The organism is Paenibacillus sp. V4I5, from assembly GCF_030817255.1.
Lineage (GTDB): Bacteria > Bacillota > Bacilli > Paenibacillales > NBRC-103111 > Paenibacillus_E.
Genome location: NZ_JAUSZB010000002.1, coordinates 1,642,896 through 1,666,274, shown reverse-complemented (window position 1 = coordinate 1,666,274; position 23,379 = coordinate 1,642,896). Strand labels below are relative to the sequence as shown.

The window sequence follows — 23,379 nt, the reverse complement described above, 5'->3', positions numbered from 1 at the left end:
AGGAGGTACACCCATGAACCAAACGAACAGCCGACTAACCGAGGTTACGGTACCGCATCTAGCGGAGAGCCTCGTTTCGGCTACAATAGGCAAATGGCTCAAGAAGCCTGGCGATTATATCGAACAATACGATGTGCTTTGTGAGCTTTTCACAGAGAAAGTGAATACGGAAATGCCTTCACCAATTGAAGGTACACTGGTAAAAATTATTGTCGGCGATGGCGAAACAGCTGCTGTTGGCGAAGCCATTTGTTTGATTGAAGAACCGGGTACAGTGTTAGCTAACGGACCAACCGCAGGAACTGCAGTTGCTAGTCATGCTGGAGCCGCGCTAGCGGAAGACTCAGACCAAAGCATGCGGGGTCGTTATTCACCAGCTGTGCACAGGCTTGCGCAAGACAATCGTGTAGATTTGTCTCGTGTTGCAGGGACGGGACTTGGCGGAAGGATTACGCGTAAGGACGTTGAGCAATTCATCGCTTCCGGTGGAGCAAAAGCAGCTCCTGCCGCCGTGCAAACGATTCAACCGGCAGCTGCTTTTGCTCCTCAAACCGCAGCACAAGTGGATTCGCAGCAAGACCACCAGCCTGTTCGCAGCTCCGGCATCCATTTATCCGCCAATCCGCAAACGCCGTTGATTGAAGCGGAAGGACATTCATTAGACGCTGGAAATGAGCATTTCATTGACGTTACGCCAATTCGTAATGCCATTGCTTCTCGTATGAAACAAAGTGTCACTGAAATTCCACATGCGTGGACAATGATAGAGGTGGATGTTACCAATCTCGTTGTGCTGCGGAATAAAGTGAAGGATGAATTTATGCGCAGCGAAGGGATTAACTTGACGTATTTAGCCTTCATGTTGAAGGCTGTTGTTAATGCGATTAAAGATTACCCGATCATTAATTCGGTTTGGGCTGTAGATAAAATTATCGTGAAACGCGATATTAATATCTCATTGTCGGTTGGTACCGAAGATTCGGTTATGACGCCGGTTATCAAAAAAGCGGATCAAAAAAATATCGCAGGACTAGCCAGAGAAATTGATGAATTGACGAAGAAAACACGTGCGGGGAAATTATCGCTGAATGATATGGTTGGCGGGACATTTACTGTAAATAATACAGGCTCCTTCGGTTCGATTCTGTCATATCCGATCATCAATTACCCGCAAGCAGCCATTGTGACCTTCGAATCGATTGTGAAGAAGCCTGTTGTTATTCAAGATATGATTGCGGTTCGTTCAATGGTTAACCTTTGTTTGTCCCTAGATCACCGTATTCTTGATGGTGTCATCTGTGGCAGGTTCCTACAGCGTGTGAAAGAAAATTTAGAAAGTTATAACGCGGATACAAAGATTTATTAGACTATGAATCAAAAAATAATCCCGCAGTAAACAATATGCTTGAGAGCAGCATCGTGATTAGCATTAGGTAAATCACGAGTTTAAACCAACGCTTATTCTGTAACAATGAAGATTCACTCCTTTTCGTCAAAAAGCTTGTTCGGTTTTATTGTAACTCATAGTGTGTATCGGAGGAAAGTGCATGATTCAGCAAAATCGTTTGGTGGAAGAGTTCATCTCCCTTGTGCAAGTAGACAGCGAGACGCGATTTGAGCAAGAGATTTGTGTCGTTCTTAAAGAAAAGTTCAGTCGTTTAGGGTTGCATGTCTTGGAAGATAATTCGATGGCGAAAAGCGGCCACGGATCAGGGAATTTGATCTGTACACTTGAAGCAACAGACAGCAATGCAGCTATTCCGACCATTTTCTTCACTTCTCATATGGATACGGTAGCTCCTGGGAAAGGTATCAAGCCGCAAATTGGTGATGATGGCTATATCCGCAGCGACGGAACGACGATCCTTGGCAGCGACGACAAAGCCGGTATCGCGGCGATGATCGAAGGCATACAAGTGTTAAAAGAGCAAAATATCCCACATGGTCGCATTCAATTCGTTATTACGGCAGGGGAAGAGAGTGGTCTGAAAGGCGCACGCGCCATGGACCGCAGCGTTATGGAAGCTGAGTTCGGCTTCGCACTTGATTCGAACGGAAGCATTGGCGATATCGCAACAGCAGCACCTGGACGTGCAGAAATAGAAATTATTTTCCACGGAAAGTCAGCTCATGCCGGGGTTAATCCTGAAGATGGTATCAGTGCCATCCAAGTAGCGAGTAAAGCGGTTTCGCGTATGTCGCTCGGTCGAATTGACAGCGAAACTACTGCGAATATTGGCAGTTTCTCAGGTGTAGGTCCTTTGAACGTGGTATGCGATAAAGTGAAGATGGAAGCGGAAGCACGCAGTATCGTTCAGCATAAGCTGGAATCGCAAATCGCCGCGATGAAAGAAGCATGCGAATCAGCAGCAGCTGATGCTGGCACCTCTTGTGAGTTTAATGCAGATATTGTGTATGCTTCCTATATGCATGATGACTCTGCTCCGATTGTACAATTGACCTCTAGAGCACTCTCAACACTGGGATTGACGGCTCGAACCTTCCACTCCGGTGGCGGCAGTGATGCGAATATCTTTAACGGAATGGGCATACCGACGGTTAATCTCGCTATTGGTTATCATGAAATTCATACAACAAAAGAACATATTGCCATCAGTGATTTAGTCAAAACAGCTGAATTACTCGTTGCTCTTGTGAAGGAAGCTGCGAGAGTTTAATTCACCTCTTTTCTAGAGAACCGATTAGTCTGCCAATGTCCTGGCATAGCTGGTCGGTTCTTTTTCATTTAATCACCGATAAAATGGGGTAGAACTAAATCAATCCACATATGCTTCGAGTAAGACACGTCCAGAAAGGGGAAACTGGCTTGATGATACGGGATGAGGGTATAGTTGCGGATATTATTTCGGTCAGAGAGGGACTTCAGATTGTTACGATATGGATGCGGAGCGGTGAGCTTGAGCGCGCTGTGCACTATACCGATACTTTGCCTTTGTTAAGTCCAGGGGACGTGGTTGATTTAAATGTAACAGCCATGAAGCTGAGGTTAGGTTCAGGGGGATTTCATATTGTAATATCCATTCGTGACCGAGGTTTGGATCATCATTCAGCATCTACATCATCAAGTGGACATATCATGAAGCTCAAATATACCCCGGTACAGCGAAGGGTGCTGGCTATTGAAGAGCCTGCCAGCTCGTTTCATTCTTCGTTTCAAGGTGACATGAATATAGAGGGGATGCCCGTCTTGCTAGGAGAATTGCACAGTATGCTGCCTGTCGTAATATGCTGGCTCAGATATCGGCATCTACAAAGAAAATCATCTGATCGTGCCTTGGAGGTGGCCTATATCATGACAGATGGGGGGGCTCTTCCACTTGCATGGAGTGAACATGTGGCCATGCTCGAGGAGATGGAATGGCTTAAAACAACCATTACTTATGGTCAAGCTTACGGAGGTAAGGTGGAGGCGGTTAACAAATTTAGCGCATTAGTTGCAGCGAAGCATGTAGTCAAAGCAGATATCTGCCTTGTAACCATGGGGCCAGGCATCGTGGGAACGAATACCCGATACGGTTTTTCAGGTCTTGAGGTTGGTGAACTCGTAAATGCCGTATATGCCCTTGGTGGGATTCCAGTGGTCATTCCGAGAATTTCTTTTGCTGATCCGAGGACTCGCCATCAGGGAATTAGTCATCATACACTTACTGCGCTGCAGCTGGCAGCGAGATGTCCGGCTGTAGTGCCTCTACCACTTTTGGAGGCAAAAGAAAGGGCTATTGTACAGAAACAAGCGCAGAATCTGCAGGTGCACCGAATTGTAGGCATGCCGAGCCCATCGATTGCGGAAATCGCAGAAGCTTTTTCTATGTATCCACAGCCCATTACCTCGATGGGAAGGGGATTATCGCAGGACCCCGCTTATTTCCAAGCGATTTGTGCGGCTGCGGATTGTGCAAGCCAGTTACATAATCCAATAGCGTAATGGTATTACCACCTTGCTGCAGCATGAGCTGTAATTGTCGTTTGATTTCCCAGGCCTTCCCTACAAGTCGAATTTGACGGTCGGTTACATAGCTCTTCATATCCATTTTCCTCTTTTCAGGTAAAATTTTGATATAATGAACGATATGCGTGAATGGGACAAGTTAGACCAACTTTAACAAGGGTGAGGTGTTTGTATGACATTACATAAAAAATTCGAAGAAATAACCATCAAGACCGAACCTATTTTCAAAGGTAAAATCATTTCACTTCAGGTGGATCATGTCCTACTCCCTAATGGGGAATCCGCAACACGAGAAATCGTAAAACACCCTGGAGCTGTAGCAGTGATTCCGCTGCTTGGAGATAAAATGATTGTTGTGGAACAGTATCGGAAACCGCTCGAGAAAAGTCAGGTCGAGATCCCGGCTGGTAAGCTGGATGCAGGTGAAGAGCCGCTTAAGGCAGCTTTACGCGAATTAGAGGAAGAAACAGGCTTTCGGACAGAAAATATCAAGCTGATCAGTTCCTTCTATACCTCGCCAGGTTTCGCGGATGAAATCATTCATCTTTATCTCGCAGAAGATTTGGTGAAGGGCGCTGCGAATCCGGATGAGGATGAATTCCTGGAATGTGAAGCGATTACTTTGGAACAAGCTCAGCAGTACATACGTGAAGGGCGAATTAGCGATGCTAAGACGATTATGGCTGTTTACGCCTGGCAGTTGTACCTTTTGACGGGTCAAATCTAAATGAATGCTTATTATGTTGATCTCCACATTCATATAGGTCGAACAGAGAAGGGACAAGCGGTGAAGATCAGCGCAGCGAATGACCTGACTTTCTTCAATATTGCACAGGAAGCTGCCGTCAGAAAAGGAATGGAGATCATCGGTATTATCGATTGTCACTCGCCTTCCGTCCAGGATGACATCATGACGTACTTGGATCGGGGAGAGATGCTGGAGCTGGAAGGCGGCGGTATCCGGTATCAGGACACGACGATTATGCTGGGCAGTGAAATAGAGGTGCGCGATCCAGGCATGGGCCCGGCCCATTTGCTTGCCTATATGCCTAATCTTACGGCGATGCAGGGGTTCACTCAATGGATGAAGGGTCACATGAAAAATGTGGAGCTAAGCTCTCAGCGCATCTATGTACCTGCTCGCGTACTTCAAGATGAGGTACTTGGCAGGGGGGGCATCCTTATACCCGCGCATATTTTCACTCCGCACAAAAGTGTATACGGAAGTGCGTCTTCTAAAATGGAGTACCTTCTTGATCTTAAGGGCATCTCTGCGGTTGAGCTTGGTCTAAGTGCTGATTCCGATATGGCCGGTTTAATTTCGGAGCTTGATCCGTTCACATTCGTTACCAACTCAGATGCGCATTCCCTTGGTAAAATCGGACGTGAGTACAACGAGATGAAGCTGGCTGCCCCTACGTATGAGGAGCTCGTTAAAGCGCTGCACCGTCAAGAGGAACGCGGTATAATAGCCAACTACGGCCTTAACCCTCGTCTAGGTAAATACCACCGAACCTACTGCAGCTTATGCGAATCCGTTCTGAATGAAAGTGAAACGTCCGCCGGGCGCTGTGCCGACTGTGGCAGCAATAAAATCATCAGAGGAGTCATGGATCGGATTCTGAACTTAGCGGACCGTGAAATGGCTTACCTCCCGCCTTATCGACCTCCGTATCATTTTCAAGTTCCACTAGAATTTATCCCAGGTTTAGGGCCTAAAAAGCTTGATCAACTTCTTCGCCGCTTCGGAACGGAAATGAATGTACTGCATCGCTCGACACCAGATGAGCTTGCAAGTGAAATTGGTGAAGAAATTGCTGCTTATATTGTAAAAGCGCGAGAAGGCACCTTACAGCTTGAAGTTGGTGGCGGGGGTAGGTACGGCAAAGTTAAAAATCGTTCATAGTTTCCAGCACTCACTCATAAGCTTGTCTTTGTAGAGGTTGACACAAGGAAGGAGCTGCGAGATGAATAGGAACCTAACGATGAAACAATATATGAAGGATAATTTACCGCTATTTATATTCGTCTCCGTACTTTTCATCATAGGGGTCGTGTTCGGCGCCGTGATGGTGAATGCACTTTCTTTGGAACAAAAGCAAGAAATGACTCGTCATTTGGGTAGTTTCTTTCATGAAATTAATGAAGGCGCTGAGTTTGACAGCAGGCAATCGTTCGTTCAAGCTTTCGGCATGCATATGAAGTGGATTTTATTGATATGGCTCTTTGGATTGTCTATTGTCGGGCTGCCATTGATTCTCGTTCTGGACTTTCTCAAAGGTGTGCTAATTGGGTTTACGGTTGGATATCTTGTCGGACAAATGTCATGGAAGGGCATGTTATTTGCACTTGTTTCCGTTGCGCCGCAGAATCTGATTGTTATTCCGGCTATCCTATTCTGCAGTGTAGCAGCTATGGCATTCTCGATCTATATGATCAAAAATCGCTTTATGAGCCGTAATGGAAACATATACCAGCCCTTTATGCGTTATACTACGCTTACCCTTCTGATGGGGGTATTCCTTCTTGGAGCAGCGCTTTGGGAAGGATATATGTCGCAATTGATGATGAGATGGGTAACGCCTATGCTTGTTGGTCTATATGGATAACAGATCCACTTATGTTTCTGTTTGACTTTGTCAGTCAGCTCCCCCTATAATAAAAAGAGTGGCTAAAACTGGGCTTGGATGCCCACCTTTCTGAGGGGGAGGCATATGGAAGCAAGGATCGAGAAGATTAAGCAGCAATTGCAATCCCAAGGGTACAAACTAACCCCTCAACGGGAAGCGACAGTACGCGTACTTTTAGAGAATGAACAAGATCATTTAAGTGCTGAAGATGTGTTTATGCTTGTGAAGGACAAGGCCCCAGAGATCGGACTGGCAACAGTTTACCGAACTTTAGAGCTCCTGAGTGAGCTGCATGTCTTGGAAAAAATGAATTTTGGCGACGGTGTCGCTCGTTACGATTTACGTGACGACAGTACACGTCATCATCACCATCACTTAATCTGCGTGCAATGCGGAGCCGTGGATGAAATTATGGAAGATTGGCTCGGACCATTAGAAGAACGGTTAGAGCAAGATTTTCATTTTCAAGTGCTAGATCATCGACTTGATTTTCAAGGTATATGCTATCGCTGTAACGATCGAGGAAAACCGGACTCATTGGACAAATCTAAAATAACAGTTTCTGAATAGAAGCTGTTTATACAATGAAAATGCCTGTAAGCACACCTTGTGCATACAGGCATTTTTGTGTTCTTTTCATATACTAGGTAATAAGAAAGTCGGATATTTACTCACATAATTAGCATTGAAGCATGGCACATTATGTTTAGGATAATAAGGAAGAAGGTAGCAACTATGGCTCAGCAAACGATTGTAGTCGGAGTTCCTAAAGAAATCAAAAACAATGAAAACAGAGTAGCTTTAACCCCTGGAGGAGCGGGTATGCTCTTGACGTCAGGACATCAAGTGCTTGTTGAATCTGGAGCTGGTGTTGGCAGCGGCTTCGGGGATGAGGACTATGTTCGTGAGGGCGCCGTTATTGTCGCGGAAGCTGCAGAGGTATGGTCTCTCAGCGATATGATTATGAAAGTTAAGGAACCATTACCAGCAGAGTATGGTTATTTCCGGGAAGGGCAGATGCTGTTCACTTATTTGCATTTGGCTGCAGCAGGAGATTTGGCTGAACATTTGCTTAGCAAGAAAGTGACGGGGATTGCCTACGAAACGATTCAACTTCCGAATGGCTCACTGCCGCTTTTGACACCGATGAGTGAAGTCGCGGGCCGGATGTCGGTGCAAATCGGCGCCCACTTTCTGGAAAAGTTCTATGGGGGACGCGGAATTTTATTGGGTGGTGTACCTGGTGTGCCGCCAGCTGATGTTATTATTTTAGGCGGAGGAATTGTTGGAACGAATGCGGCCAAAATGGCGCTAGGTCTTGGAGCTAATGTTGTCATTATTGAACGGAGTGCCGATCGGATGAGAGCTCTGGACGATATATTCGGGGGAAGACTGCGAACATTGATGTCTAATCCTCATAATATTGCGAGTGCTGTACAGAAGTCGGATTTATTAATTGGCGCTGTTCTTATTCCGGGAGCCAGAGCTCCAAGATTAGTAACAGAAGCTATGGTTCAAAGCATGAAGCCAGGCGCTGTAATTGTGGATGTTGCCGTGGACCAAGGCGGATCGATTGAAACGATTGACCGTGTGACAACACATAGCAATCCCACCTACGAGAAACATGGTGTTGTTCATTATGCTGTTGCCAATATGCCTGGTGCTGTTCCGAGAACTTCAACACTTGGGTTAACCAATGTAACGATACCTTATGCAATGGAGCTAGCCAATAAAGGTTTTACAGAGGCCGTAGCCTCTAATTACGCTCTACAATTAGGCGTGAATACGTACAAAGGGAGCGTAACGCATCCAGCAGTGGCTGAAGCTTTAGGAGTACCGTATGTGAAGTTGTCCGATCTGTCATAATCAGTGCCCAAGCCTCATATCTTGATCATAAAAAGGGGATAGAAATGAGGACTGGCTATGATATTTTCATATCGAAAACTCGTTGTTCGCTTACGCTTTATTTTACTTTTTATGACTTTGACTGTGATTCTATATCAAGTTATGCTTGTACTAACCGGTTGGATTCAACCTGTGAACAAGTACAGAGCACCAACGGGAAAGTCTGTTAAGGTGTTTGGCCAACATGAGCATGCTTCGGTTTCGGATACAGGTAAAATGAGTGACCGTTTACGTTTATTTTATTGGTATGGGGAATAAAGAAAGCGTAAAATAGAGGAGTTCTCACTGGAATCGTTGAATGCTATTCGGTATAAAGATATGGCATGATAACGAAGGAGTATATCGGCATGATGACGAATGACCTGCAATCCTTCATCCGATTTTTGACAGTTGAACGGGGACTATCACGGAATACACTGGAATCCTATGAAAGAGACCTACAACAATTTGTTGATTATCTACAACAGCAAGGTATCACAGCTTGGAGAGATTCAGGCAAAACTCACATTACAGGATACTTATCGCAGTTGAAAATGCTCGGACGAGCATCAGCAACCTTGTCTCGCAATATGGTTTCCATTCGAGCACTTTATCAATATTTAGTGAAAGAACGGGTAATGGATTCAGATCCAAGTATTTATGTAGATGCCCCCAAGCTGGAAAAAAAGCTTCCAAAAGTGCTGTCGATAAGTGAGGTAGAGAAGCTCCTCGAAGCACCACAACCCGAGCTTGTAAGCGGCGCACGTGATAAGGCTATGCTGGAATTGCTCTATGCGACAGGGATTCGAGTATCAGAGCTCATTTCTCTGAATGTAACGGATATCAATTTGCAGATGGGCTTCATCCGTTGTATGGGGAAAGCGGATAAAGAACGTAATATTCCTATAAGCTCAATCGCCATTCGGTGTTTAACGACCTATATACATAATTATCGGATGAAGTTGTTAAAAAAAACGATGGATGAAGAAGCCTTATTTATCGGCCATTTGGGAACCAGGATGACAAGGCAAGGGTTTTGGAAGATTTTGAAAAAATATGCAAACGAGATGAATATCGCGAATGAGATAACCCCTCATGCCTTGAGGCATTCCTTCGCTGCCCATTTAATTGAAAATGGGGCAGATCTGAGATCGGTTCAAGAAATGCTGGGGCATTCCGATATTTCCTCGACACAAATGTATGTTCAAGTCACCAAGCTCAAAATGAAAGATGTATACAACCTTGCACACCCAAGAGCGAAATTATAACCTCACAGCGGCATTTCCCCTAGGGGGAGGCTGCTGTTTTGCATTCATAGAGTGGAAGTGAGATAATCGAGGGTGGATGACATTAGGAATTGATTTGGAGGGACAAGAGTGCGCTTTGAACGTATATGTTTAATTGTATTGGATAGCGTAGGCATCGGCGAATTACCGGATGCCAAGCAGTTTGGCGACAGTGGCGCTCACACACTAGGACATATTGCAGAGAAAGTAAGCGGATTTGCACTGCCTAATTTACAACGAATGGGACTAGGGAGTATAGCTGATATTAAAGGGATTCCTGCGACAGATTCACCAGAAGGATATTATGGAAAAATGGCTGAGGTGTCTGTTGGAAAAGACACGATGACTGGTCACTGGGAATTGATGGGGCTTCGAATCACTACACCATTCAATGTATTCCCCGATGGATTTCCTGAAAAATTGATTTCTCAATTTGAGCAGGAGACAGGTCGTAAGGTCATTGGAAATAAGCCGGCCTCAGGCACTGAAATTTTAGATGAGCTCGGAGAAGAGCAGATGAAAACAGGGGCTTGGATCGTTTATACATCTGCCGATAGTGTATTTCAATTAGCTGCGCATGAAGACATCATTCCGCTAGAAGAGCTGTATCGGGCATGTAAGATTGCCAGAAGGTTAACCATGCAGGATGAGTTTGCGGTGGGCAGAGTAATTGCAAGACCGTACCTCGGGGAGCCGGGTGCGTTCAAACGTACTCCGAATCGCCATGATTATGCTGTGAAGCCGCCAGCGCCTACGGTGATGAATCATTTGAAGGATGCTGGATTAGATGTGATTGCGATTGGGAAAATCAATGATATTTTTGATGGTGAAGGCGTTACAAAAGCCACATCAACAAAAAGCAATTTAGATGGCATTCAGAAGACAATAGAGGTACTAGGCTCTTCGTTCAAAGGACTGGCTTTTACGAATCTTGTTGATTTTGACTCGCTGTTTGGGCACCGTCGTGATCCTGAGGGCTATGGAAGATCACTGGAAGAATTTGATGCTTATGTGCCTCAGCTCAAAGCCGGTCTAGGACCGAAGGACCTATTAATCCTTACAGCGGACCATGGCAACGATCCCGTGCATCCGGGAACTGACCATACGCGCGAATACGTGCCTATTTTGCTATACAGCCCAAGCTTTCAGTCACCTGCTTCGCTTGGTATCCGTGGAACCTTCGCTGATCTGGGAGCGACCATCGCAGATAATTTTGGCGTAAGTGCAACCGATCAAGGCGAGAGCTTTTTACATCTTTTAAAATAATTCATGAAATATTCACTTTATGTGAACTGAAATCGCTTAGGAGGAATCAATCCATGTCCGATACGTCCATGATTCAAAAGATTCAAGAAGCAGCAGCATTTATTAGCAAGGAAACGAATATTAAACCCAAAATTGGACTGATTCTAGGTTCAGGTCTAGGCGTTCTTGCTGATCTTATTGAGCAACCTATCGTTGTAGACTACTCGAGAATCCCTCATTTCCCTGTATCTACCGTGGAAGGGCATGCCGGAGAACTAGTCGTTGGTACTATCCAAGGCAAGCAAGTACTGGTAATGAAAGGCCGCTTTCATGCTTACGAAGGCTATGGCGCGGAGACGGTTTCTTTTCCAGTAAGAGTCATGAAAGAACTAGGTGTAGATACGTTGATAGTGACGAATGCAGCTGGTGGAATTAATGAATCCTATCAAGTTGGCGATCTTATGGTCATAAGTGATCATCTGAATTTGACATACCGCAATCCGCTTATCGGTCCGAATGATTCTGCTTTAGGTGTTCGCTTTCCGGATATGTCGGAAGCTTACAGCAAACGTCTACGTAAATTAGCGCACGAAGTGGCGGCTTCACAGAACTTCCACTTACAAGAAGGCGTCTATGTGGGACTCCTTGGTCCTAACTATGAAACGCCTGCAGAGATTCGCATGCTCCGCACACTGGGTGGCGATTCCGTTGGTATGTCGACGGTACCTGAAGTGATTGTAGCACGTCATGCAGGAATCGAAGTGCTTGGTTTCTCCTGTATTTCGAATATGGCATCAGGTATATTGGACCAGCCACTCTCCCATGCAGAAGTCATGGAAACGACGGAGAAAGTAAAGCCTAAGTTTTTGAAATTAGTCCTAGGCATTATTGAAGCACTTTAACTAGAAGAGGAGAACAAAATGGAACTGACTTACATAGAGAAAATCAAAGAAGCAGCAAGTTTTATTGAGCAGCGTTTAGGCAGTGTTAAGCCTGTTATCGGATTAGTTTTGGGATCAGGCTTAGGAGATATGGCAAATCAGGTTGAGCAGCCCATAGCCATCGATTACAGCGAGGTTCCTCACTTTCCCGTTTCAACCGTTGAAGGTCATGAAGGTCGCTTTGTTGTAGGTACACTAGAAGGTAAGCAAGTCATCGTTATGCAGGGACGTTTTCATTATTACGAAGGCTACGATATGAAAAAGGTTGTATTTCCTGTTTATGTCATGAAAGCGATTGGCGTTCAGACGGTTGTAATGACGAACGCGGCAGGCGGCATGAATCGAGATTTCAAAGCCGGAGATCTTATGGTCATTAGCGACCATTTGAATATGACAGGAGATAACCCGCTTATCGGACCTAACCATTCTGATCTCGGTGTTCGTTTCCCAGACATGTCGGAAGCTTACAACCGCGAATACCGTAAGCTGGCTCATGAATTGGCACAAACAGTCGTTGGAGAAGATGGCGTGCCGCTGAAGCTGCAAGAAGGGGTCTATGCGGGGATTACAGGACCAACCTACTGTACTCCAGCTGAACTTACGATGTTAGCTCGTATCGGTGGTGACGCGATTGGCATGTCCACGGTGGGAGAAGTTATTGCAGCACGTCATGCAGGTCTTAAGGTTTTAGGGATTTCTTGTATTACTGATATGGCGATAGGTGAAGAACTGGAACCATTGACGCATGAGCAGGTTGTGGCTGTAGCCAATAGGACGAAACCGAAGTTCATTGCACTTGTTAAGGCATTTGTTCGTGAGGTCTGCCTGGGATAATTTGGCTATATTTTTTATAAACTTTTAATGAAAATAAGCTTCTGGGGACCTATGAATTCGGATAAAGTCATGCTAATATATAGTTAATTAGAACTATATTACTGGGTCCCGTAGATACGAATACCCATTCCAGAACAAGGATGTGATGGAGTATGCCAGTCCAACAATTAATGGTCGCTAACTGTCCTAGATGCGGGAAAGTGTTCCAGAAGAATTTGCGAAATCAATGTACAGATTGCAGTAGCAGCATGGATTCCATGCTCACGAGCAGTCTTGAATTTCTACGTAAAAATCATCGCTCAACGAATATACAATTCAGCGAAGCTACAGGTGTTTCACAAGAGCAGGTGCATACTTGGATCAAAGAGGGAAAGCTGCTGCTTTCGGATTATCCGAATTTGAACTATCCCTGCGCTTCATGCTCGAAACCGATTCGTGGGCAAAAGTTATGCCCGGATTGCGCGTACCGAATTAATCGGGATATTAGAGAACTGAAAGAGAAAGACCGATCTTTTCAACCGCTTCTTAGAGAAAAACAAACCGTATCAGCTGGCGGATTCCAAATACGTGGAAGACTTAGTGGTGTGTAATTTATCACAAAATGGGCAATAGTAAAGATGATATCCCCCGCTAAGGGGGATGTTTTTTCGAAAGTCACATTCACAATTTTGTCACAAAATATTCAAGGATTTGCCACTGACCATGTATGGGATTGTCTGAAAATGTTAGGTAGAATAGATGAAGTGAACACATTATGAGGGGGATATGCATGCAAAAGTGGATTTTCTTTGTGTTATTTATACTTGCGGGCGCATTGGGGCTGGGAGTCCTCTTTCAAGATATTTCTGACCGCCAAGTGGCTAAGGAAGCTGAGGCTGCCGCTGGCAAAAGTCAACAGCTTAAAATTGTAGCTTCTAACTGGCAGTTCGATGCAGCAGATTATACGATTAAAAGTGGAGAGCCTACGAAAGTTTCCTTGTCATTAAAAGAAGGCGTTCATTCGATTGAAATTCAAGGGTTGGATATCAAGCTTGATAAAGAAAACCCGTCGAAACAAGTAACTTTTGACAAACCAGGTACATATGAAATTATTTGTACGCTTCCTTGTGGTGAAGGCCATGCAACAATGAAATCCAAATTAGTTGTTTCTTAACCAATAATGGTAGTATCAGAGGGGGCTCTAGCAGCTCCCTTTTTTCGATTTTGAAGTTATGCTTACGATACAAGTTTTCTAACGGAAACTCTTAGGTAATCTTAAGGAGGAATGCACATGAGAATGGTTGATTTAATCCATAAGAAACGTTCTGGTGAAGTGCTTAGTGAGCAAGAAATTACGTATATTGTTAGCGGATATACACGCGGTGATATTCCGGATTATCAAATGTCGGCTTTACTGATGGCTATTTTCTTCAATGGGATGATAAGTGAAGAGATCTCTGCACTGACGTTAGCCATGGCAGGATCAGGAGAAAATGATCGATTTATCGCAGATTGCTGGGATTAAAGTGGATAAACACTCAACAGGCGGGGTTGGGGACAAAATAAGCCTAATCGTTGGACCTATTGTAGCTTCCCTTGGAATCCCTGTTGCCAAAATGTCTGGCAGAGGATTAGGACATACGGGGGGTACGGTAGATAAGCTGGAGTCGATTCCAGGCTTTCAGATTGAATTGACGAAAGAAGATTTTATTCATGCGGTGAATACGAATAAAATTGCCATCGTTGGTCAGAGTGGTAACCTAGCTCCTGCTGACAAAAAGATGTATGCACTTCGCGACGTAACAGCAACGGTAGATTCGATTCCCTTAATCGCGAGTTCAATTATGAGCAAGAAGATTGCTTCCGGAGCAGATGCCATTGTGCTGGACGTGAAAATCGGTTCAGGCGCTTTCATGAAAACAGTGGACGATGCAAGAGCCCTTGCTCGTACGATGGTCGATATCGGAACGCAATTGAAGCGGAATACCATTGCCATGATTACGGACATGGAGCAGCCGCTCGGACGTGAAATCGGAAACGCAAATGAGATTCGTGAATCCATTGAAGTGCTCCGCGGAACCGGCGATAAGGAGTTAACTGAGGTAGCGATCTCCGTTGCTGCCTACATGTCGCTGCTGGGGAAAGTGTTTGAGAGCTTCGAGGAGGCTCAGGTGGCTGTCCGCGATATTGTCATGAATGGAAGGGCGTTAGAGACATTCAAACGCTTCATAGCCAGCCAGGGCGGCGATCCCAATGTGGTAGACCAACCAGAGCTCCTTCCGACGGCCGCTTATCATTTCGAAGTGCTAGCTGAGAAAGATGGCTTTATCAATCAGATCAATGCGGAACAAATTGGTATTGCTGCGATGCTGCTTGGTGCTGGTCGTGCCAAGAAGGAAGATCAGATTGATTATGCAGTAGGTCTTACTTTGAATAAGAAAATCGGTGACGAGGTAAAGGTTGGCGAATCCATTTGTACCATTCATGCGAATCAACAGGATGTGAAGGCAGTCGAGACCATGATTCAAGGAGCCTATCGCATCGAGAACAGCAAGCCTGCTCCCGTTCAATTAATTTATGATGTCATTGTTTAATAGCAAATGTTTGCTCAAGCACTTTCCACATGGAAAGTGCCTTTTTTATTTTCTTCCTGTTGGAATATTTTGTGCGGAAATCGTCAAGACTGATTAGCAGTCATTCAAGCTGCAAGTGTCAGACTTTCACTTCATACATCACAGGAGGGGTACAATTGCTATGCGAAAAAAAGGGCTAATAAGTTTTATCTGTTTACAGCTATGTTTGATGCTGCTCATACCGGCCGCGTTTGCGGAAGAGAAGAAAGCACCTTCGGTTGATTTGACACCGAATGCACAGTCCGCAGTGTTAATGGATGCAGACACGGGCACGGTCATTGCCGAAAAGAATAAGGATGCAAAGCTGCCTCCAGCCAGCATTACGAAAATCATGACGATGCTGCTCATTATGGAAGCTATCGACAAAGGCAACATTAAAATGGATGAGAAGGTCAAGGTCAGTGAGTATGCGGCTTCCATGGGTGGATCGCAAATTTTTCTTGAGCCTGGCGAAGAGATGACAGTTGAGGAAATGCTGAAGGGGATTGCCATGGCTTCCGGTAACGATGCATCTGTAGCAATGGCCGAGAAAATCGCTGGCTCGGAAGAGAATTTTGTACAAATGATGAATGAACGTGCACAGCAGTTAGGTATGAATAACACCCATTTCTCTAACTGCAACGGACTGCCTGTAGCCAATCATTATACAACAGCGAATGATATTGCCGTCATGTCGAGAGAATTGCTCAAGCATGAGGGGATAACTAAATTTACAGGAGCCTATCAAGACTATCTACGAAAAGAAACGGCATCTCCGTTCTGGCTCGTGAATACGAACAAGTTAGTGCGCTTCTACAGCGGTGCGGATGGTCTAAAAACAGGATATACAAGTGAAGCGAAATTTTGCTTATCTGCAACGGCCAAAACGTGAAAATTTACGCGTTGTTGCTGTGGTACTTGGTGAACCGAATACAAAAACTCGAAATGCTGAAGTAACGAAGCTGTTTGATTACGCTTTTGCGCAATATACGAACTATCCTTTGTTTAAGTCAGGCGACAGTCTTGGAAATTTTACGATTAATAAAGGCCAGGTTTCGACAGTGCCGTTAGTCGCGAAGCAAAATTATAGTATTTTAATGAAAAAGGGCACCGTGACTGGGGAGATTCGACATGAACTGAAACTCGATCCAAACATAAAAGCACCGATTTCAATGGGGCAACCTATCGGAAGAATTGTTGTTTACAATGGCGATAGTTTGCTTGCTGAATACCCACTCGAGTCTCCTATTGCCGTAGATAAAGCGTCCTGGTGGAAGCTATTAAAGCGAACCACATCGCATTTGTTCCATACGGATTAATGGTGAGAATTCGCGAATAAGCGCAGTTTTCTTCTAGTTTTAGCAGTTTTCTTCTAGTTTTGTCGGGGTGCAGGAGATTCCATCTCAGCTGTAGAAACTTAAGTTTCATGACTTAATATAGGGACCTTTGAGTGTAACTCAAAGTCTCTCCGCTTTAGGGAACTTTGAGTGTAACTCATAGTTCGCTAAAGGGATCATTGAGCTTTGCTCAAGATCCACGGTAGGGACCTAAGTAAGCTCAAAGTCTCTCAGCTGAGAGGAGTGAACATGTTGAGCCTGCAAATTGAATTCGAGCAAGGCCGAAGAGCGCTGATTGTTAGATTGAAAGGCGAGTTGGATCATCACACAGCCGATGTAGTGAAGGCGAGGATGGAGGAAGCGATTGCCAAAGAGCATACGCGCCATCTAATCCTTAGCCTGAAGGATCTTTCCTTCATGGACAGCTCGGGTCTTGGCGTCATTCTTGGCCGCTATAAGCAGATTACGAGTAAAGGCGGCAAAATGGTCGTTTGTGACGTTGCTCCTGCAGTCTACCGCTTGTTCGAGCTTTCTGGAATGTTCAAGATTGTATCTATACAGGACAACGAACGCAATGCAATGTCCAGTTTGGAGGTTGCATTATGAGTGAACATAACTTTATGACACTTGAGTTTGCCAGTCGCTCGGAGAATGAAGCTTTTGCTCGTGTAGCCGTTGCTGCTTTCGTCTCTCAATTGGATCCTACGCTGAATGAATTGACTGATATTAAGACGGTTGTTTCTGAAGCAGTAACGAATTCGATTATTCATGGCTATAACAATAGAACGGATGGCGTTATCATCATTTCGACGCAAATTGACGACGACGTGGTTCGGATTACGATCGAAGACAAGGGTTCAGGTATTGCGGATTTAGAACAGGCGAAACAGCCGTTATATACATCCAAACCAGAGTTGGAACGCTCTGGCATGGGTTTCACGATTATGGAAAATTTCATGGACGAAGTAGAAGTTGTGACGGCCGTCGGAATCGGAACCAAAATAAACATGTTGAAGCGAATTGAATCTAAAAAAGCTTTATACAATTAGGGGTTTGATCTATGGATGTCGATCTGAAACATGCTTCTCATAGTTATTTAGACGATTCGGAAGTCAAACGGTTAATCGCCCTCAGCCAATCCGGAGATGGACTCGCCAGAGAAACACTTGTCAGCTGCAATATCCGCTTGGTTTGGTCTGTGGTTCAACGTTTTTTGAACCGAGGATACGAAGCCGAAGACTTGTTCCAGATCGGTTGTATCGGACTGCTGAAGTCCGTAGACAAATTCGATCTATCTTATGATGTTAAGTTTTCAACCTATGCAGTACCGATGATTATCGGTGAAATTCAACGTTTCCTTCGCGATGACGGAACACTCAAAGTAAGCCGTTCCCTCAAAGAGTTGGCAAATAAGATTCGCAAGACGAAGGACGAACTTTCGAAGCGGCTTGGCAGATTGCCTACGATCAAAGAGGTCGCAGAGGAGCTTATGATAACGGCAGAGGAAGTTGTTTTCGCGCAAGAGGCGAATAAACCTCTCTCTTCCATCCATGAGACCGTCTTTGAGAACGACGGTGACCCCATTACGCTAATGGATCAAATCTCGGATGAGTCCGGCGAGAAGTGGTTCGAGAAGCTTGCTCTTAATGAAGCCATTGGAACGCTTTCGGAGCGAGAAAGACTCATTGTTTATCTCCGCTATTTTCGGGATCAAACGCAATCCGAGGTCGCAAGTAGGTTAGGAATTTCCCAAGTGCAGGTGTCACGATTGGAAAAGAAAATTTTGCAATCGATTAAAGATCAGATTGCTCAATAACAATTATTTGAGATAAATAACCGTTCCTCCTAGGAGGAACGGTTATTTATCTATGTAGAGACTTAGGCTCGATTTGTGTATAATAAAAACTGCAAATAACGGCCCCGACTTTTCTGAGAGTGAAAAGTCAAAAAAAATTAACTTAGGAGTGTGTACTTTTTGATTTATAGTAAATGGAAGGATTCATGGTTTTTTAATATTCGTAAGGATGTTTTGTCCGGTATAACGGTGGCCTTAGCTTTAATTCCCGAAGCTATCGCGTTCTCCATTCTAGCAGGTGTAGACCCTATGGTTGGCTTGTATGCTTCTTTCATTATTGCCATAGTGATATCATTCACAGGTGGTCGGATGGGAATGATTTCAGCGGCTACAGGTGCGATGGCCTCTCTAATGGGACCTTTAGTTGCAAAATATGGGATTGAATATTTGTTTGCGGCCAGCATTTTGACAGGTGTTATTCAATATGTGATGGGTGTTTTGAAATTTGGCAAATTTATTACGTTTATTCCGAACTCTGTCATTGTTGGGTTTGTTAATGCACTCGCCATTATTATTTTCATGGCTCAACTTACTAATTTCAACGGGGCAAGCTGGCAGATGTATGCCATGGTTGTAGGTACTTTGGCTATTATTTATTTGCTTCCTTTGATTACGAAAGCCATACCTTCTGCGTTGGTTGCCATTATCGTGATGACGATTCTATCTATGAACTTCCACCTAGATTTGCGAACAGTTGGTGATATGGGTGAAATTACACAAACCTTGCCGTTCTTCCATATTCCTGACTTAACGCTATCTCTTCAAGCAATTGGATATATATTTCCTATTTCCTTGGCATTAGCTGTTGTAGGTATGACCGAATCCTTGATGACAGCTACGATTGTAGATGAGATGACCGAAACGAAAAGTGATAAAAATAAAGAGGTGAGAGGGCAGGGCATAGCCAATATGGTGTCTGGCTTTTTCGGTGGGATGGCAGGGTGTGCCATGATTGGTCAAACCGTCATAAACGTGAAATCGGGTGGTCGATCCCGACTATCTACCTTTGTTTCGGGGGTTTTCCTACTGTTCTTAATCATGGTATTAGGCAATGTAGTCAAGCAAATTCCGATGGCTGCGCTAGTTGGTGTAATGTTCATGGTATCTGTAGGGACATTCGATTGGCAGTCGCTTAAAACCTTAGTTAAAATTCCGCGGAGTGACGCGCTAGTCATGATCATTACAGTAGCCATCGTTGTAGCAACTTCCAATTTAGCGATTGGCGTTTTATCAGGCGTTACATTAAGTGCGGTGATATTTGGCTGGAGATCGGCCAAAATTAAGGCACAAATTTCCAATGACAAGAATGGCTCAATCATATATCGCATTTCCGGCCAGCTGTTTTTTGGAACAATGGCACATTTTATTGATTTATTTGATTATAGAAACGACCCAGATACGATTACGATTGATTTTAGCTCGTCACATGTTTGGGATCATTCCGCTGTGACGGCTATTACCAAAACCATTTCGAGATATGAGCAATTGGGTAAAAAAGTCATCTGTATAGGTTTAAACGAGGAAAGTAAATTAATGGTTGAACAAGTCAGATAAGTTCGCACCGCATCAAAAAGAGCCGCTGGTTACCCTAATTCTACACGGGGTAGTTTGCGGCTTTTTCGTTCACGAACATGTTTATCGGGCAGAGTGCCTGTCGTCTGAATAAAATCTCACGCAGTAAATTCCGCATAAGCCCACAATCGTATAAACGATGCGGCTAAGACCGGAAGATTCACGATGAGAATCTCCTCCCAATAAAGCAGAAACTAAATCCCACTCGAAAAGCCCAACCAAGAGCCAATTCAGCGCACCAATAATGACTAGTGTTAACGCGAATTTTGCCATGTTATCACCTTCTTTATATGGAATAAGTTATCGTTATTCAATCTTACTATGCCATATCGGAGATCACTTTATTCCTGGAGAATTTACCATCTTATCAGGTGTTTATGGGAAGGAAAGATTTTGCATACTACTCCTATACATGGATGATTCACCGTAAAGCTTTGAGGGGAGTGAGACCATGGTCCAGGAAGGAAAACCATATCTATACATCCGCCTTCGTCGAAAAGCTAGTGTTCGCAAAGGGAATGTTGTGTGTTTACGTCATATCGCTCAGATTTTCGTGGAGCCTGAATATGAGCAAGCTCTGAACGAATTGATCATTCATCAACCGCAACAAGAGGATGGCAATCGCGTTCTCATTGACATGATGCTGATCGTTCGTAAAGTGAAAGATCTTTATCCACAGCTGCAAATTGAGCATTTCGGAGAACCACATGTGCTTCTCGAGATTATTTCCGATCCTAGAAAGCCTAGTCCCATACTTATCGGTTTGGTTTGGTTGCTTTTGTTCATCGGTTCAGGACTGGCCATCATGAATTTTCATGCGGATGTTTCCATGTTGGAAGTTCACCAACGCATTTATGAATTAATGACAGGGAAAAAGGTGGATCATCCACTCATTTTACAAATCCCTTATTCACTAGGGATTGGTGTTGGAATGGTCATTTTTTTCAACCATCTGTTCAAGAAGAAATTCAATGAAGAACCAAGCCCGCTGGAAGTGGAAATGTTCATGTACCAGGAAAACATAAACCATTATGTGATAACAGAAGAATATATCAAAATTCATGAGGAAGGAGACCGTGCGTGATTACCCAATTTGGGGAAGCCCTCTTGGCGGCTTTTATCGGGTTAGCTGGTGGAATCGCTGTTGGCAGCGGCATGGTCGCTTTTCTCGTGGTGTTGGATATTATTCCAAGACTTGCCCAGATCACACGTTCGTTCTCAAAAATACATGCTTATGAAGCGGCTGTTGTGATGGGTTCACTCTTATTTACATGGGTTGATTTCAGCGATGTTAAGATGCATCTCTTTCCGATGGGAACAGCAGTGGTAGGTATATTTGCCGGTTGTTTTGTTGGCATGCTAGCAGCTGCGCTAACGGAAATCATCAACGTGCTGCCTATCCTCGCCAAGCGTGTTGGCATGGGATCCTATATGATTTTGCTTCTAATGGCGATGATATTCGGTAAAGTATTTGGATCCTTGTTTGAATGGTTGTTTTATTAACGTGTGTTGAAGGAGGCGCGCAAGTGAAGTTTATTGTGAAACAGGGAAATGAGAGCGATAAGAATGACTCTAACGAATCGAAGGAATCACAGGAACAGTCGGAGAAACTGGCGATAGATGAGGAAGGGAATTTATCAGCTTACAATCCAATAACGGACATGACATCTGAGGAGAAGGCACTCAAAATTCAGGAAGATATCCCCAGAAGCATTCGAGAAGTTCAAAGAGTGCTTGAGGAACGCGTAGGACTCAATCGAAGCTTCGATCTCGTACTCAGAGAAATGGTGTTTGGAGCTAAGCGTGTAGGCATCTTCTATTGCAATGGATTTGCCAAAGATACGGTGTTAACCGATATCATTACACGTCTAACTTATGCGGACGAAGAAACAGTCTCACATCATACACTGGAAGCTTTCATTGAGAAACTAATTCCGCACATCCAAGTGAAGTCCTACAAGAAAATGTCTGAAATCGTAGGACAAGTGTTGATGGGCGGGACGGCATTTTTCATTGAAGGAGAGACAGCAGCGATTGCGATCGATGTCAAAAGCTATCCCGTTCGATCGATCGCTGAACCTGACTTGGAGCGGGTTGTCCGAGGTTCACGAGACGGCTTCGTTGAAACCCTTTTATTGAATGTGACATTGGTCAGACGAAGAATCCGTGATGAGAGATTTAAGCTGGAAATTATGCAAATCGGCAAGCGAACCAAGACGGACGTCTGTATAGGCTATATCAATGATATTGCTGACGCGGACTTAGTCCAAGCCGTGAAAGATAAAATAAAGAATGTTGAAATCGACGGCCTTCCTCTTGCTGAAAAACAGCTGGAAGAAGCGATTGTTAATAAGGGTTGGAACCCATATCCGATGGTTCGGTATTCGGAACGGCCGGATGTTGTCTCCGCTCATTTACTTGAAGGTCATGTATGTGTTTTTGTGGACACATCACCGAGCGTCATGATCCTGCCGACAACGTTTTTCCATCATGTGCAGCATGCTGAGGAATATCGGCAAACGCCATTCATCGGCACTTACTTAAGGTGGGTGCGCTTTGTTGGCATTATGGCTTCGATTTTCTTGCTCCCACTTTGGTTTATGATGGTTATGGATCCTTCCTTAAAGCCGGCGGGACTAGAATTCCTCGGTCCGCAGAAGGAAGGAACTCTGCCACTATTAGTTCAGTTCTTACTAGCGGATATAGGGATTGATCTCATGCGAATGGCTGCTGTGCATACACCTACACCGCTTGCAACCGCAATGGGTTTGGTGGCAGCCATTCTGGTTGGAGATATCGCGGTAAAGACAGGGCTCTTTATCAATGAGGTTATCCTGTATTTGGCGCTCGCCTCTATTGGGATGTTTGCGACACCAAGCTATGAGTTGGGTCTAGCTAATCGTATTGTAAGGCTTGCTCTCTTAATCATCGTGGCGATCTTCCAGGTACCTGGTTTTGTCGTTGGTTCAACGTTATGGTTAATTCTGTTAGCCACAAGGAAATCCTTTAATGCACCCTATATGTGGCCCTTTATTCCATTTAACGCCAAAGGTTTCTTTGCCATCTTGGTTCGTCGTCCGGTGTTAGCTGGCAAAACGCGGCTAAGTATTACAAAGCCGATCGACGGCACGCGTCAACCAAAATCCAAGTAACAAAAAAAAGGGCAGGGAATTCTCCTGTCCTTTTTGATTTTATGTCGTAGCGTGTATTGTCAAAAGCGCATGCCATATGGTA

At 44.5% G+C, this 23,379-nt stretch carries 25 protein-coding genes and 2 pseudogenes; 24 read left to right on the top strand and 3 right to left on the bottom strand.

Annotation, left to right across the window (positions count from 1 at the left end):
* Nucleotides 1-13 precede the first annotated feature (13 nt).
* A complete protein-coding gene (locus tag QFZ78_RS09695) occupies nt 14-1,366 on the top strand; it encodes a dihydrolipoamide acetyltransferase family protein (RefSeq protein ID WP_307547030.1) in 1,353 nt (450 codons plus the stop codon).
* A 1-nt stretch (nt 1,367) separates the two neighbouring features.
* On the opposite strand, the gene prli42 is transcribed toward QFZ78_RS09695, so the two are convergent.
* Complete coding sequence (gene prli42, locus QFZ78_RS09690) at nt 1,368-1,472, bottom strand: stressosome-associated protein Prli42 (RefSeq protein WP_307547028.1); 105 nt, start codon at nt 1,470-1,472, stop codon at nt 1,368-1,370.
* Between the two features lie 75 nt (nt 1,473-1,547).
* Between prli42 and QFZ78_RS09685 the strand changes: the two genes are divergently transcribed.
* The gene (locus QFZ78_RS09685) at nt 1,548-2,678 is read left to right on the top strand and encodes a M20/M25/M40 family metallo-hydrolase (RefSeq protein WP_307547026.1); all 1,131 of its coding nucleotides are present in this window, start codon (nt 1,548-1,550) and stop codon (nt 2,676-2,678) included.
* A gap of 152 nt (nt 2,679-2,830) precedes the next feature.
* Nucleotides 2,831-3,946 (top strand): DUF3866 family protein, encoded by a 1,116-nt coding sequence (locus tag QFZ78_RS09680; protein ID WP_307555594.1) that lies wholly within the window; start codon nt 2,831-2,833, stop codon nt 3,944-3,946.
* Here the strand turns inward: QFZ78_RS09680 and mciZ are convergent.
* The gene (gene mciZ / locus QFZ78_RS38480; RefSeq protein ID WP_373460045.1) at nt 3,846-4,052 is read right to left on the bottom strand and encodes a Z-ring formation inhibitor MciZ; all 207 of its coding nucleotides are present in this window, start codon (nt 4,050-4,052) and stop codon (nt 3,846-3,848) included. The genes QFZ78_RS09680 and mciZ overlap by 101 nt on opposite strands.
* Before the next feature lie 90 nt (nt 4,053-4,142).
* Between mciZ and QFZ78_RS09675 the strand changes: the two genes are divergently transcribed.
* The 18 genes and pseudogenes from QFZ78_RS09675 to QFZ78_RS09590 all read left to right on the top strand — a co-directional run bounded on the left by QFZ78_RS09675 (nt 4,143) and on the right by QFZ78_RS09590 (nt 20,127).
* Nucleotides 4,143-4,697: an NUDIX hydrolase gene (locus tag QFZ78_RS09675; RefSeq protein WP_307547024.1), complete on the top strand. Its 555-nt coding sequence runs from the start codon at nt 4,143-4,145 to the stop codon at nt 4,695-4,697.
* Nucleotides 4,698-5,876 (top strand): endonuclease Q family protein, encoded by a 1,179-nt coding sequence (locus tag QFZ78_RS09670; protein ID WP_307547022.1) that lies wholly within the window; start codon nt 4,698-4,700, stop codon nt 5,874-5,876.
* A 61-nt stretch (nt 5,877-5,937) separates the two neighbouring features.
* Nucleotides 5,938-6,579 (top strand): stage II sporulation protein M, encoded by a 642-nt coding sequence (gene spoIIM / locus QFZ78_RS09665; protein ID WP_307441682.1) that lies wholly within the window; start codon nt 5,938-5,940, stop codon nt 6,577-6,579.
* A gap of 105 nt (nt 6,580-6,684) precedes the next feature.
* Nucleotides 6,685-7,170: a ferric iron uptake transcriptional regulator gene (gene fur, locus QFZ78_RS09660; protein WP_057306375.1), complete on the top strand. Its 486-nt coding sequence runs from the start codon at nt 6,685-6,687 to the stop codon at nt 7,168-7,170.
* Nucleotides 7,171-7,350: 180 nt separating this feature from the next.
* Nucleotides 7,351-8,466, top strand: a complete 1,116-nt coding sequence (gene ald / locus QFZ78_RS09655; RefSeq protein WP_307555592.1) for an alanine dehydrogenase — start codon at nt 7,351-7,353, stop codon at nt 8,464-8,466.
* A gap of 57 nt (nt 8,467-8,523) precedes the next feature.
* Nucleotides 8,524-8,763: a DUF4227 family protein gene (locus QFZ78_RS09650; RefSeq protein ID WP_307547021.1), complete on the top strand. Its 240-nt coding sequence runs from the start codon at nt 8,524-8,526 to the stop codon at nt 8,761-8,763.
* Between the two features lie 92 nt (nt 8,764-8,855).
* The gene (xerD, locus tag QFZ78_RS09645) at nt 8,856-9,752 is read left to right on the top strand and encodes a site-specific tyrosine recombinase XerD (RefSeq protein ID WP_307555590.1); all 897 of its coding nucleotides are present in this window, start codon (nt 8,856-8,858) and stop codon (nt 9,750-9,752) included.
* A 108-nt stretch (nt 9,753-9,860) separates the two neighbouring features.
* A complete protein-coding gene (gene deoB / locus QFZ78_RS09640; RefSeq protein ID WP_307547020.1) occupies nt 9,861-11,036 on the top strand; it encodes a phosphopentomutase in 1,176 nt (391 codons plus the stop codon).
* A gap of 53 nt (nt 11,037-11,089) precedes the next feature.
* Nucleotides 11,090-11,917: a purine-nucleoside phosphorylase gene (locus QFZ78_RS09635; protein WP_307547018.1), complete on the top strand. Its 828-nt coding sequence runs from the start codon at nt 11,090-11,092 to the stop codon at nt 11,915-11,917.
* Between the two features lie 18 nt (nt 11,918-11,935).
* On the top strand, nt 11,936-12,790 hold the full coding sequence (locus tag QFZ78_RS09630) for a purine-nucleoside phosphorylase (RefSeq protein ID WP_307547016.1): 855 nt from the start codon (nt 11,936-11,938) through the stop codon (nt 12,788-12,790).
* A 152-nt stretch (nt 12,791-12,942) separates the two neighbouring features.
* Nucleotides 12,943-13,380, top strand: coding sequence for a flagellar protein (locus tag QFZ78_RS09625; protein WP_307547014.1), 438 nt, complete (start codon nt 12,943-12,945; stop codon nt 13,378-13,380).
* Nucleotides 13,381-13,559: 179 nt separating this feature from the next.
* Nucleotides 13,560-13,943: a cupredoxin domain-containing protein gene (locus QFZ78_RS09620; RefSeq protein ID WP_307547012.1), complete on the top strand. Its 384-nt coding sequence runs from the start codon at nt 13,560-13,562 to the stop codon at nt 13,941-13,943.
* A gap of 117 nt (nt 13,944-14,060) precedes the next feature.
* A pseudogene (locus QFZ78_RS09615) lies at nt 14,061-15,363 on the top strand (pyrimidine-nucleoside phosphorylase).
* 160 nt (nt 15,364-15,523) lie between these two features.
* A pseudogene (locus QFZ78_RS09610) lies at nt 15,524-16,700 on the top strand (D-alanyl-D-alanine carboxypeptidase family protein).
* Between the two features lie 270 nt (nt 16,701-16,970).
* Nucleotides 16,971-17,324, top strand: a complete 354-nt coding sequence (gene spoIIAA, locus QFZ78_RS09605) for an anti-sigma F factor antagonist (RefSeq protein WP_047674049.1) — start codon at nt 16,971-16,973, stop codon at nt 17,322-17,324.
* Nucleotides 17,321-17,767, top strand: a complete 447-nt coding sequence (spoIIAB, locus tag QFZ78_RS09600; protein ID WP_029192951.1) for an anti-sigma F factor — start codon at nt 17,321-17,323, stop codon at nt 17,765-17,767. The genes spoIIAA and spoIIAB overlap by 4 nt, the downstream gene beginning before the upstream one ends.
* An 11-nt stretch (nt 17,768-17,778) precedes the next feature.
* Nucleotides 17,779-18,534, top strand: a complete 756-nt coding sequence (gene sigF, locus QFZ78_RS09595) for an RNA polymerase sporulation sigma factor SigF (RefSeq protein ID WP_029192952.1) — start codon at nt 17,779-17,781, stop codon at nt 18,532-18,534.
* Nucleotides 18,535-18,696: 162 nt separating this feature from the next.
* On the top strand, nt 18,697-20,127 hold the full coding sequence (locus QFZ78_RS09590) for a SulP family inorganic anion transporter (protein ID WP_307555588.1): 1,431 nt from the start codon (nt 18,697-18,699) through the stop codon (nt 20,125-20,127).
* 81 nt (nt 20,128-20,208) lie between these two features.
* Here QFZ78_RS09590 and QFZ78_RS09585 read toward each other — a convergent pair whose 3' ends face one another.
* Nucleotides 20,209-20,418 (bottom strand): DUF378 domain-containing protein, encoded by a 210-nt coding sequence (locus tag QFZ78_RS09585; RefSeq protein ID WP_261301166.1) that lies wholly within the window; start codon nt 20,416-20,418, stop codon nt 20,209-20,211.
* 178 nt (nt 20,419-20,596) lie between these two features.
* Between QFZ78_RS09585 and QFZ78_RS09580 the strand changes: the two genes are divergently transcribed.
* The 3 genes from QFZ78_RS09580 to QFZ78_RS09570 all read left to right on the top strand — a co-directional run bounded on the left by QFZ78_RS09580 (nt 20,597) and on the right by QFZ78_RS09570 (nt 23,297).
* The gene (locus QFZ78_RS09580) at nt 20,597-21,229 is read left to right on the top strand and encodes a stage V sporulation protein AA (protein WP_307547009.1); all 633 of its coding nucleotides are present in this window, start codon (nt 20,597-20,599) and stop codon (nt 21,227-21,229) included.
* Nucleotides 21,226-21,648, top strand: a complete 423-nt coding sequence (locus QFZ78_RS09575; protein ID WP_373460046.1) for a stage V sporulation protein AB — start codon at nt 21,226-21,228, stop codon at nt 21,646-21,648. Before QFZ78_RS09580 ends, QFZ78_RS09575 begins: the two co-directional genes overlap by 4 nt.
* Nucleotides 21,649-21,806: 158 nt before the next feature.
* Nucleotides 21,807-23,297 (top strand): spore germination protein, encoded by a 1,491-nt coding sequence (locus QFZ78_RS09570; RefSeq protein WP_373461109.1) that lies wholly within the window; start codon nt 21,807-21,809, stop codon nt 23,295-23,297.
* Nucleotides 23,298-23,379: the final 82 nt, after the last annotated feature.

Coding starts and splice junctions, on each gene's coding strand:
- QFZ78_RS09695 (WP_307547030.1), top strand. CDS start 14: ATGAACCAAACGAACAGCCGACTAACCGAGGTTACGGTACCGCATCTA.
- QFZ78_RS09685 (WP_307547026.1), top strand. CDS start 1,548: ATGATTCAGCAAAATCGTTTGGTGGAAGAGTTCATCTCCCTTGTGCAA.
- QFZ78_RS09680 (WP_307555594.1), top strand. CDS start 2,831: ATGATACGGGATGAGGGTATAGTTGCGGATATTATTTCGGTCAGAGAG.
- mciZ (WP_373460045.1), bottom strand. CDS start 4,052: ATGGATATGAAGAGCTATGTAACCGACCGTCAAATTCGACTTGTAGGG.
- QFZ78_RS09675 (WP_307547024.1), top strand. CDS start 4,143: ATGACATTACATAAAAAATTCGAAGAAATAACCATCAAGACCGAACCT.
- QFZ78_RS09670 (WP_307547022.1), top strand. CDS start 4,698: ATGAATGCTTATTATGTTGATCTCCACATTCATATAGGTCGAACAGAG.
- spoIIM (WP_307441682.1), top strand. CDS start 5,938: ATGAATAGGAACCTAACGATGAAACAATATATGAAGGATAATTTACCG.
- fur (WP_057306375.1), top strand. CDS start 6,685: ATGGAAGCAAGGATCGAGAAGATTAAGCAGCAATTGCAATCCCAAGGG.
- QFZ78_RS09650 (WP_307547021.1), top strand. CDS start 8,524: ATGATATTTTCATATCGAAAACTCGTTGTTCGCTTACGCTTTATTTTA.
- xerD (WP_307555590.1), top strand. CDS start 8,856: ATGACGAATGACCTGCAATCCTTCATCCGATTTTTGACAGTTGAACGG.
- QFZ78_RS09635 (WP_307547018.1), top strand. CDS start 11,090: ATGTCCGATACGTCCATGATTCAAAAGATTCAAGAAGCAGCAGCATTT.
- QFZ78_RS09630 (WP_307547016.1), top strand. CDS start 11,936: ATGGAACTGACTTACATAGAGAAAATCAAAGAAGCAGCAAGTTTTATT.
- QFZ78_RS09625 (WP_307547014.1), top strand. CDS start 12,943: ATGCCAGTCCAACAATTAATGGTCGCTAACTGTCCTAGATGCGGGAAA.
- QFZ78_RS09620 (WP_307547012.1), top strand. CDS start 13,560: ATGCAAAAGTGGATTTTCTTTGTGTTATTTATACTTGCGGGCGCATTG.
- spoIIAB (WP_029192951.1), top strand. CDS start 17,321: ATGAGTGAACATAACTTTATGACACTTGAGTTTGCCAGTCGCTCGGAG.
- sigF (WP_029192952.1), top strand. CDS start 17,779: ATGGATGTCGATCTGAAACATGCTTCTCATAGTTATTTAGACGATTCG.
- QFZ78_RS09585 (WP_261301166.1), bottom strand. CDS start 20,418: ATGGCAAAATTCGCGTTAACACTAGTCATTATTGGTGCGCTGAATTGG.
- QFZ78_RS09580 (WP_307547009.1), top strand. CDS start 20,597: ATGGTCCAGGAAGGAAAACCATATCTATACATCCGCCTTCGTCGAAAA.
- QFZ78_RS09570 (WP_373461109.1), top strand. CDS start 21,807: ATGACATCTGAGGAGAAGGCACTCAAAATTCAGGAAGATATCCCCAGA.